The organism is Bartonella sp. MR63HLJHH (assembly GCF_042194155.1).
GTDB classification, from domain to species: Bacteria; Pseudomonadota; Alphaproteobacteria; order Rhizobiales; family Rhizobiaceae; genus Bartonella; species Bartonella grahamii.
Genome location: NZ_JBHIMN010000021.1, coordinates 1 through 11,136, shown reverse-complemented (window position 1 = coordinate 11,136; position 11,136 = coordinate 1). Strand labels below are relative to the sequence as shown.

8 protein-coding genes are annotated in these 11,136 nt (G+C 39.1%); all 8 read left to right on the top strand.

Going from position 1 to position 11,136, the window contains the following annotated elements; genetic code table 11:
* Positions 1-334: 334 nt before the first annotated feature.
* A complete protein-coding gene (locus tag ACFIKQ_RS08715; protein WP_375636684.1) occupies positions 335-1,537 on the top strand; it encodes an MFS transporter in 1,203 nt (400 codons plus the stop codon).
* Between the two features lie 194 nt (positions 1,538-1,731).
* Entirely contained in the window at positions 1,732-2,406 is a 675-nt protein-coding gene (locus ACFIKQ_RS08710) for a hypothetical protein (RefSeq protein WP_375636685.1), read from the top strand.
* A gap of 10 nt (positions 2,407-2,416) precedes the next feature.
* The gene (locus ACFIKQ_RS08705) at positions 2,417-3,655 is read left to right on the top strand and encodes a DUF2087 domain-containing protein (protein ID WP_375656282.1); all 1,239 of its coding nucleotides are present in this window, start codon (positions 2,417-2,419) and stop codon (positions 3,653-3,655) included.
* Between the two features lie 511 nt (positions 3,656-4,166).
* The gene (locus tag ACFIKQ_RS08700) at positions 4,167-5,321 is read left to right on the top strand and encodes an MFS transporter (protein ID WP_375656281.1); all 1,155 of its coding nucleotides are present in this window, start codon (positions 4,167-4,169) and stop codon (positions 5,319-5,321) included.
* A gap of 677 nt (positions 5,322-5,998) precedes the next feature.
* On the top strand, positions 5,999-6,187 hold the full coding sequence (locus ACFIKQ_RS08695; RefSeq protein WP_375653331.1) for a hypothetical protein: 189 nt from the start codon (positions 5,999-6,001) through the stop codon (positions 6,185-6,187).
* A 444-nt stretch (positions 6,188-6,631) separates the two neighbouring features.
* A complete protein-coding gene (locus ACFIKQ_RS08690) occupies positions 6,632-7,105 on the top strand; it encodes a hypothetical protein (protein WP_375653330.1) in 474 nt (157 codons plus the stop codon).
* 719 nt (positions 7,106-7,824) lie between these two features.
* The gene (locus tag ACFIKQ_RS08685; RefSeq protein ID WP_375653327.1) at positions 7,825-8,994 is read left to right on the top strand and encodes an MFS transporter; all 1,170 of its coding nucleotides are present in this window, start codon (positions 7,825-7,827) and stop codon (positions 8,992-8,994) included.
* 639 nt (positions 8,995-9,633) lie between these two features.
* Entirely contained in the window at positions 9,634-10,998 is a 1,365-nt protein-coding gene (locus ACFIKQ_RS08680; protein ID WP_375636696.1) for an MFS transporter, read from the top strand.
* The last annotated feature ends 138 nt before the right edge of the window (positions 10,999-11,136 follow it).

Genomic DNA, 11,136 nt, shown 5'->3' with positions numbered 1-11,136 from the left:
AGGATACTTTCATGCTTTAAAACTTCTACCTCTAAAGCAAACACATAAAAAGCTGCACACATGATGCAGCTTTTTTTGCAAAATTTCCTGATTGCTCTTTTGTATCATTGTCTCTCATATCAGATAACTTCGCCAGTCTATAATCCTTCAATACTCCCCTTTCAAAAAACATAAGGAGTTGCTCATCGCTGCAAATAGGCATTGTGCTTATTTTGAAGAGAGCTCTGTAAACTTCCTTTCTCAACTGATTATCAAGAAAAACTAGACAAAGCGCGGGATATCCCATAAATACGCAGAAGAAAATTGTACCTTTAGCATCTTGGGGAGGAGCACTGTGACAAAGAAAAAATCCATGATTTTCGTCCAAATAGGACTTTTCCTTGTTTTGGGCTTTAGCAGCTTTGCCGATGAAACAGCGCAAGTTACATTTGCTCTCCACTTAGCAGAAAGCACAGCTTCTATTTCAATGCTCCTTTTTGCAGGGCTTATCGGGGCAATTTTTGCCGGACCAATTGCACCACGCCTCTTACATCGCTTCCAACCAGCACGAACAGTACCCATTGTTTTATTGTTTGAAGCACTCTTTATAGCCACAGCTGCAATCGCCAACCAATTTTGGATTTATATTGCACTTTCTTTCGCACTGGGTTGTGCTGGTTCAATCTTTTGGTCCGCAATCCTCGTTTCCGTCCCAGAATTTGCAAACAATGATCAGCAACTAGACCGTATAAACCGCGTTATCCAAACAGTTCGTAATCTTGGTTACATTGCTGGACCACTCTTAGGGGGGGTGTTGTATGGAATATCAAACGGGCAAAAAGGATTGTTTGCGCTGTCAATCATGGTTCTTTTTGCCACCTTTATCACTCTCTTCTGTTTTAAAAGTTTAAAAATTCATACACAAACGACAAACACAACGCAAAAAAGCAAAAAAGGGCTAGACTTAAGAGGCCTCTTGCGTAAAAAAAATGTTGTCTATGCTCTTGCACCCCTCATCATTACCATCATCCTCACCTCTGCTCTCAACGTCTTATCGATTGTCCGCATTCGTACCGATCTCAACTTAAGCGCTGAAACCTATGGGATAATCACAAGCATGGTAAGTCTTGGCCTCGTGGTTGGTCCACTCTGTTTCTCCAGCCTTTTTCATCGCTTTGGCAATGCCGCTGGTGCATCACTTGCCGCTACAATCATTGGATTTGCAATTTTCTGCTTTTCCCTCACACAACTCATATGGCTGATGATGCTGTCATTTTTCATCCTTGGGAGTGCAAACGGCGTACAAAATGCTCTAATGGCAAGTTTTATGATGAAAGCCATTCAAAAAGAACAGCGAAACAGTCAAATGCCCGCTTATCTCTTCATCATACAAACATCCGTATGCCTTGGCTTTATAGGAGCCGGTTTTGTCCATGTTCATCACACACAATACACACTCTTTGTCATCGGCATCGCCACAATGATCGCAGGCATATTAGGTTTTATTTTGAACAGTGCCGTACAAAAAAAGGAACAGAGAGAATTTGAGAATGGTTAGTGGACTCGGCTGTTTGTCCAGCCAGCAAACAATGCCCCAAAAATGGCATGACAATCACCACCTGATCAAATCATTGTATCTCTCATGCAACCCCATACCAACCCAATAGGACTTTGATAAACCACTCTTTAATGTAGAGCAACTAACAACCCTCCCAAAAACTTGATATTTTAAAGCAAAAAAACAATAACATCATGCAACAAGATCCTATAGGCTTAAACTTTTACAATGGAACAGGCGGCTATGTGTGGCAACTGGCAGACTATATGCGACATGATTGTCATGAGAGCTCCCATACACTTGAATTGCAAAAACCAACACCACCCATAGCCATCAATTCTTTCGCTGTCTATCCACGTGAACTCAATCCTTTATCACGCGTTCAATGGGTAAAGGACGTACAGATAACGAGAAATAAACCAGCTTTAATTGGAAAACGGCAAATACAACCTGCAACCGTTGTTTCTACAAAAGGAGCGGCATTTGGCGGATTCGACTTTCCCACATTTGAAGCACTTCATGAAGGCTGCCTTGTCCAATCACTGAGGGAAATACAATTCAATGGTACTCTTCTTGCCTCTGGAAGTCTTTTGATATCACTTTTACGACACGGTCTCATCAAAACAGATCAAAAAGCATTTTCAGAAAATGATGCAACCGCTCTTTTACGAGAGCCAACATGTATTATCATAGATTCTTCTCTTGGCACTCTTGCCATTAATCAACTCAATGAGCGTACAATCCGGCTTCATGAAAAAACAAAACATCTCTTGAAGCAAGCCACCACACCAATACGTATTCAATATCCGCTAGAGGATTCAATAAAGTTTTTTGTAAAAGCAGGAATGCTGCGATTGATAAAATTATAAGGATAAAAAGATGCAGCTGATAAGACCTGGCATGGGAACAGAAAATAGTGCTCAACTTATCCATGCGCTTATTCAAATGGCAAGACCGCGCACAGTCATTGAAATCGGTGCTGGTGATAGTACGCGCTTTATCGCAAAAGCACTTCAAAAAGCGAAATTATCATGGCAACAAGATAAAAAGCTTTTAGAATCCTCCACCTGGGAAGAGCGCACAGCTTTGCTTGATCCTTCAGGAATTCCTGAAAATTACGAACCACAACTGATTACAATTGATGATTTTACAGCCAAAGGTCAATCAGCAGAAGAAGTATGGCAAGAACTTCTTAAAGATGGCATTAAAAAAGACACTGTAACATTTATCAATGAGAATTTCTTCTCTCTTGATGAAAGCACCCTCAAATCTTGGGGACCAATAGATTTTGCTTGGATCGATGCTGGAACTCCAGCAGATGATGTGCGATTTGTTATAACCCTTTGGGAACACATCACCGCTGGTGGTTATCTATGTCTGCATGAACCAACAATAACAACAACAATTGCTCTCAATGGGGCACAACGGGGTCAAAGTGTCAGAACTCCCATATGGGAAGAAATCCTCTATCGGCTTGATGGCTCCTATGAGGCTTTAACACTCCCCGAAAACCACAAATATCGCCAAAGTGGTCTGGGAATTATTCGCAAACGCACCCCTACCGAACAAATTGTACGCGCACAATCGCTACAAGCAGAACTCATAGAAATCAATGAACTGCCCATTCGCAATGATCTTTTGCCCATGGGAAAAGAAACCCTTCGCAAACGCGATACCCGCAATTCACTAATCTCTGCCATGACCTCACCTACACTGCGCGCTGTTTATGCCGCCATTATCCTTGGTGCGAAAAATCTTTCCGAAGTCCTCAAACATGTCGATTCAGATGCGAAAAACATTCACAAATCCATCAATCGCCTTTTGAACCTCGGACTTATTCACAACACAACAGAAGGATTTCAAGCCGAAGAGACACTGTGGAAAATGCTAGAAAATAAACATGAGCGGAATAGGGAAAATTTAAGCGACCGCCATTTAGAAACAGAAGAGATGCTATCAAAAATTGCACAAGCCTTTCAGAAGCAAAAAATCTATAGCGAAACGGAAGTTTCCAAGATATGCAACCTCTTTACGATAGACTTTGCCCGATTACGACGCACTCTTGTTGAGAGGGGTTTTTTACAACGCCATGGAGGCAAATATCAACGCATGCGCTAAAAGAGAATTGAAAAATGTTAGCGAACTCTATCGTTTTTCTTCTATATTTCAAGAGAATGAATAACCTTCCACTAAAAAAATATAATTTCATTAAAAGGTTATAAAATCATTCATCTCATTCATATGTTGACAATCTATGGAGGGGTTAGTACATCCCCTTTATAAAGGATACAATGGAAAAGCAAGAATGCGGGGTGCCAATTGGTTATCAAATAGGATTAGAAACAGTCAAAATCACCAGAAGAAGATATGGGATCAAGGTCTCAATGATCTTACTGATTATTGCGCAAACATCAGGAAACAGTGTTGTTACTCAACCCAAATCATGCTCGATATTTCTAAAAACATCGTAGACAAACAAAAAATAACATTCTTGCAGTGGACTGACTGATGAATTGATAAAGAGACTATTTCAACGAAATGTGCACAGCGGAAACAGGGCTGACAAAACTTCCTCAACAGATACAACAAAATGTATTTGATCATTTAACGACACTTCTATGGAAATTCCATGGGCAAAAATAAAATTCCTTTTTTCATCTATAGCACAGTTTTTCTTTCTGAATTTTCCTTTTTCTTTGTACTCCCTCTGATTGGAAACTCTTCTCTCATAACTGCTACCAATGTTGCGTTTTATCTCTCTGGGTCGGTAATCCTTGAAAGCATTCTCATGGTAACCACAACAAGTTTATTAGAAAGACTTTCTCGTAAACTCTTAATGGCTACCGCCTTTATTTTAAGGAGTAGCGCTTTTGTATGCGTTATCCTATCGCTCATGCCTTCTGCATGGTTGACCTTTTTTACCTTAATGGCTTTTTCGAAAGCAATTTCAAAGCCATTTTTGAGAGAAATTTTATCAGAACATCTCAAGGGAAATGCTCTTAAGCGCGCATTAACTCTCTATTCGTTTTTTCAAAACGCTGCGGTCGTTATTGCCCCTCTTGTTGCAATGAGTGCCATAAAATATAACGCATCAACTTTTTTAATGGCTTTTTTTGCACTCCTTGGTTTGTATCTTTGTGTTCTATCTCTCAAAATTGTTTATCATTACCCGCATAAAACATTATCTCTTGAAAAGGATAAAAAAACAAAAAAAGCTCTTCTTTTTTCTTTAAAAACAATAATACATAATCGTTCTATTGCTTATTTGCTGGTCACGGCTTTGCTTTGTACATTTCTCATGGGAATTTTCATCACCACCACAACACTTCTCAATAAATTTGACAGCAATCTCGCCCCTTATAGTGGAATTTTCTTTTCAATTGTTGGCATCAGCATTTGTATCTGGCAGGGAGTAATCAATAAACATCTCACCCTTTCCGATAAAGCAACTTTTTATCTGCTCTGTTTTATGGGAAGTTTCTCCTCATTTTTCCTCATGGGTGGGGTCTTTACCGCTGTAACCGCATTAATTGCCTACAGTATCTATGAATCTGTCATGGTTCCAGAAATATATTATCAAGCAGGGAAAACAACCGTATCCCTCTCTGCCAGTGTTCTTTTTAGTTATATTCTTGTTGTTTCAAATATTGGCCAAGCCGCCGGCTCATGGACAAGTGGATGGATCATCAGCTATTTCAACAGTCATATCGCTTTCATCTTTTGCATGATTGTTGGTGCCTCCGCCTTTGCCTCTTGCCTGTGCCTCATACAAACTAAAAAATAAGCAGCTTCCATGTCACATATCATTTTTGAAAACCAGTAGCACAACAAGAGCACCCAAAACACTTCGCCATAAATCACTCAATTATGGGGCTATAACACACTCTGCGGCAAAGAACCTCAAAACGGTCTTTAAAGATTGTTCTGTAAGCCCTATTGCCAATTGCCTCACAGCTTAAAGGATTATGGAGCGGATTTTTGTTTTCCCATGAAGTTTGTCACCTTTTTAAAATAACATATTATCCATTCGCCTCTATGGTTGATCTTGAGACTTTGAATTCAGCTATCGAAGAATTTTCTATCGATACCATCATATGCCTACCAAGTTTTGCGGATAAACTTATTACCATATCTTGAGAAAAAAATTAAATCTCTCAAAAAACCTATTTTCTCTTGGAGAAGCCTTTCAAGCTTAAATCTGTGTTGAAAATAAAAGACATAATCCCTGAATTGCATATTAAGCCTCTTAGCTTTACCACCCAAGAAACTGGTCCAATAGGATTCCAGTGTTACAAGATTGCCAATGTTTTTTAGACAAACAGTAATGTTTACATTTTATAGGACACATTCAAGCGAAAACACATCCTGAAAATGATGCCTAAAAACAATGAATGAAGAGTATCCTTTTTTATCCTGATGATGCTTCATTACTTGAGCGCATCACAGGTGAGAGTGTTCATATTGCATAGGATCAATCATATAACTGTGGAACACCACGAACATACCTTACACCTGAAAGGAAGAACACCAACCTTTTATAATATTATGGGCGCTTTAACTTCTATTCACGATTTAACAAATGTCTTGAATCTTCAAGATTGTACTCTTTCGGCAAAAGACCGTGCAACGCATTATCGTGAAAAAATTTGAACACGGGTGGATAGAGTTTTATTGTTCATTAATTCACCTGCACACCCTTAAAAGAAGCGCTCTTTTATCATCGCTCTCATCCTCTTATTTGATAAAAGAGGGTATCAATAAAGCGCAATTTTTCCATATTTGCTTTATGCGGAAATCTCAATTTGTTCGCTCCTCAAGCTCTGAAAAAATACCCCCCCCAAATAAAATCCTTTTTTCAAACTTCTCAATATCCTATAGTGCCTGATAGTGATTTAGTGGAAATTAAAAAAGCTAAGATTGCAACTTCCCACAAGCGTTCTTGCGCTTGATTGTTATTGCCCCCATACGCGCTTTTTCATTTTTTTCAACGTCCATCAACACAGTTGTCCTTGTCATAATCGCATTTTGAAGGGAATAAACAAACGATTTTTGCGGCTTTTTTCACCAAATAATTCCCATGAAGAGAAGATAGAGATGCATTTTGTACTGGAGGAAGCCTCAACCTTTGACTTGGCTAGACTTATAGAGGCAGCAGAAACGCTCGCACTTCACTTACACCTCCTCACCCACAATAAAGATCTCGATTTTTATGAACTGGATTATATTAAAAGCATGCATCTCAGTGTTATTGAACGCGATACATTTCATCATGCGGAAATGATAACCTATTGCCAAAATTTAAAAAACTTTAGTGGCATTCTCAATCTTACAGACACGTGGGCGACAAGTGTCAACGAAATCTCCGCCCAGTTGGGATATAAAACCCAAAATGCCTATGCGATAAATATCTGTAGAGACAAAGCTTGTTTAAGAAAAATCCTCTGTGAAAAAGGTCTCACAAAAGGACAAATAACTGTTATTGAAAGTGAGGCTTTCCAAGCCACACACAAGCTCTCCTATCCTGTCATTCTGAAAGACCCACAGGGAACAGACTCAAAAAACGTATAGTTTGCAGAAAATAAAACGGAATTTACCGCAATCATGGAATTTATAAAAAACCATACTTCCCTCAAAAAAAATCTCATTGAAACCTTCTTTACAGGCACACTCTACAGTGCTAAAACCATTAGCTATCGAGGGAAAATAAAGCTTCTCGCCCTCTCAAGCAGGGTCATGTCAGACATGCCTGACTTTAAGAGACTTGCAACAACTTTCCCTTAGACAAGAACATTGCACAATTACAGGGAATAGAAGAAGGGATTAAAAATATCCTAGCAGCTGTTTCCTATCATGGGGGCTTTGCACATACGGAATTTATCATCACTGAAGGGAACTTCTTTAAAGTTGTTGAATAAATCCACGCTTAAGAGGCGTGCAAATTGGTGAAGCACTCTGCCAAACTTTTAACACCAATATCTACAAAGGATTTTTAGAATGTGCACTAGGAAGAGAACCTAAATTATTTCAAAAAGAACTGATCCCCAAACCTTTATCGGTCAAGCACTTGTCTATGCAAAACAACAGATAAATTTCAGCAAATGCGCTTGCAACATGCAAGGAGCAAACAAACTATTCTCTACCCATTCCCTTACAGGGAAAAACCCTGAATTTGAGAGAGCAATCTGCGTGCGCTGACATTTTATTGACCTCAGAAACAAGTTCAGAAACGGCTCTGTTAAATGCACTTTCTTAAGCAAAAAAAGTAAATCTTGTGGTGGCAAAATAAAATGGTGCGTAAATTCTTCACTTTCAAGGCAAGCATAAAACTCATCCTCATAACAACTTTACTGAGCAATATTGGGATATTTATGGTTGTCCCTTTTTTGGCGATTTACTTAAATAAACTTAACTCTCTCAGTACAACAGAAGTTGGAATCATCATCGGAGTAGCTTTTTTGTGCAAAAAGGCAGGCTCTCTCTTAGGAGGGGTGCTCTCCGATTATGTCCATGTAAAAAAAACAATGCTTTTAGGTCTAGCAACACGAATCCCTGGCTATCTCATCATTGGTTTTACGCATAATTTTTATATCCTCCTCCTCTCTTGCGCCTTCATTGGTTTAGGAAGCAGTCTATACACTCCTGCTGCGAAATCTTTTTTAGTAAGAAATGTTTCGAGAACTGAAAAAGTGGATGCCTTAGCAACAAGATCAGTCTTTGTTAATATAGGGGTCTCTATCGGTCCCTTGCTTGGAATGTTGATTTTTAAAATGCTCCCCTCCTTATTATTTAGTTTCGTTGGATTGATCTTTTTTTTATTATTTCTTCTGAACTGCACCTTAAAAGAAAGCTCTAATACTAACAAATTGGACAAAATAAATTTTTCTGATTTTAGAAAGTTGCTCACCAACAAGACCATGCTTGGCGTTTCGCTTTTTATATTCTTGTTTACCTTTTTTTATATCCAACTCGAAAGCACCATACCTGTATTCAGTGATCAGGTTTTTGAAGGAAGTGCTACTTCTTTTATTTTTGTCTTGAATGCTCTCATCGTGATCTTTTTCCAAATGTCTGTTTCCAAATGGGCATGTAAAGAAAACTCCAAAACGCCCAAAGTATTATCCTTTGTTTTGTTTGGAATCTCATTCCTCCTCCTCCACGCTCTTGAGCATTCTTATTTTTACCTCTTCTTCGCGATCATCCTCTTTTCCTTTGCTGAAATCGTGATCTACATACGCCTCGATTATGAGGCCACAAATATAGATGAACGCTTAATCGCTAGCACATTTGGAATCATGAGCTTGTCCAGTGCTTTCGGAGGCATGGCAGGAAGTTATCTTGGCTCCCTCTTCTACAACCAAGAATTTTTTGGATTATCGGTTTGGCAGATCTTGAGTATTGCCTCTCTCAGTACCGCCCTCCTCTCTCTCCTCACACTCAAAAATTCAGCAAAAAGGTAAGTTGATGAAAAAGCATATTATCCTCTTCACCCCCCATCATGCCATGATTGATTGCACATCACTCAACGATATCGAGATGACAATTTCGGACAAACCTAAAAATACCCCCTTCTCCACTTATATGAAGCAAAACTCTCTCTTTCTTTTTGCTTATCATAATGTATCTTTTACGAAAAAAGATCATCAGCGCCATCCATAGCAAGAATAAACAGCCATAATCATCATAACATTGACGTTCTCATAACTTTGCCCCCAAAAGCTCTTCCACAAGCATCAGAATTGTCCAGACTTTAAAGGCTTAAAACATTATCATGGAAAAACAATGGAACGAATACAAAAATAAATACGCAATGCATTTATTCCTTTCTGATCATGCAGAGGATTCTCTCAAATTTTCAAACATGCAAAGTGAGTTGACGACGAATAGACTCCTCGATAAACTCATTGAGATCAGCTTAACTGATAGCTTCATTTTGGAGGAAGAGGGGTTGTACACAAGAGAAGCATTTGGGGACCATCAGCACTTCCAATCACATTCATCCCCATATTAAAGCCATCACAAACGGGTGTTCATTCTCAAAGTCTGTGATTTATGGGGTAGAACCAATATTTTAAAGAGTATCTGTAGGGAGCAAAATTATGCAAAAGGTGGATTCCTATACCAAATCAGAAAGGTATGTCATATATACCGTAATTATTTCCAGCATACTCCCCTTGCTGGACGGAAGCATTGTTAATGTCATCCTTCCAGACCTTGCTTTTTATCTTTCAGTAGAGGAAAATAATATACAATGGGTTGTAACATCCTATTTTCTTGCCACCGTGCCAGGATTGTTGATAGCAGCTTTTGTGCAAGGAAGAATAGGTATCAAAAGAACTTGGTTTCTTGCAAGCTTCATTTTTATGCTTGGATCACTGGGGGTAGGATTAAGCTATAATTTTCCAACCATTATATCTGCCCGTATCGTTCAAGGTTTCGGGACCGGTCTTTTGCTGCCCCTTAGCCAAACCATCATTGCCTTACAATTTGGACAGACACGAGTGCGCCAAGCCATGGGCACCATAGCCGTACCAACAGTTTTCGCTCCTGCCTTTGGTCCGCTGGTGGGTGCCTCACTTGCTCAGTATGTCTCTTGGCGTTTGTTATTTTTTATCAATATTCCGCTCATTTTATTGGCGCTCACCATTGGAGCGAAACACTTAAAGAGCAACGAAACAACAAAAACAAAATTTAACTTATTTGCATTTTTAGCGTTTTTCATATCGCTTATTTCATTTTTTTATCTCACAGAAGCCAGAAATATAAAGAACAACACCTCCGTATATATCCTAGCACTTATAGCGGTGATATCTCTCATATTGTTCATTGTTTCTAATCAGAAAGCAAAAAACAAATTAATCGTCTTTAGCGGATTTCAAAATGTGCGCTATACATTACTCATGATCATGGGGCTTGTTGCTTCATTTCTTTTTTATAGCTTCCTCGTTTATTTCCCACTAGCCGTTGCCATGGAACAAGCCCATGAAAATAGCCTTCTCATCATCGGCGCAGTCCTTGCTTTGCAAGGAGTGGGTGCATGGATCGGAAGGAAATTTATTTACCAAAAATGGAAAGAAAAATCTCCCTTTTTCATGATAGGAATTGGTTTGGTGATATCAAGCTTTGGATTATTATGCTTCGGCTATAATATAAGCATGGATGGGCTTGGATTCTTGCTAAGAGGCATAGGGCTTGGCATCACCACCATTGTCTGCCTTTCCGCCCCTATCCAATATGTCAACAGTTTATACGTCAAAGATACAGCAGTTATCACACGCATATTACAGCAAATAGGCGGAGCTTTGGGGGGTGTATTCGCTGGCTTTTTGATCCATTCGCTGACAGAGGAATATCTTTCCCTCAATCAAACATATCTCATATTCTTTATATTCTCTATCGCTGCATTTTTACTGTTTTGCCTCGCACTCTCCTTATCGCATAAAGAGAAGGGCTCCGATTTATGATATGCTTTGTTTGAACGCCTTATTCTATAACATTTCCCATTAGGTACATTTTTATATTTTCACGTTTTATCATGAGCGCAGTGTCATGTTCAGATGACATGTGATTTTTATGGAAGTCATTAGTTTTGGCACTTTGGT

Coding starts and splice junctions, on each gene's coding strand:
- ACFIKQ_RS08685 (WP_375653327.1), top strand. CDS start 7,825: ATGGTGCGTAAATTCTTCACTTTCAAGGCAAGCATAAAACTCATCCTC.
- ACFIKQ_RS08710 (WP_375636685.1), top strand. CDS start 1,732: ATGCAACAAGATCCTATAGGCTTAAACTTTTACAATGGAACAGGCGGC.
- ACFIKQ_RS08680 (WP_375636696.1), top strand. CDS start 9,634: ATGCAAAAGGTGGATTCCTATACCAAATCAGAAAGGTATGTCATATAT.
- ACFIKQ_RS08705 (WP_375656282.1), top strand. CDS start 2,417: ATGCAGCTGATAAGACCTGGCATGGGAACAGAAAATAGTGCTCAACTT.
- ACFIKQ_RS08700 (WP_375656281.1), top strand. CDS start 4,167: ATGGGCAAAAATAAAATTCCTTTTTTCATCTATAGCACAGTTTTTCTT.
- ACFIKQ_RS08690 (WP_375653330.1), top strand. CDS start 6,632: ATGCATTTTGTACTGGAGGAAGCCTCAACCTTTGACTTGGCTAGACTT.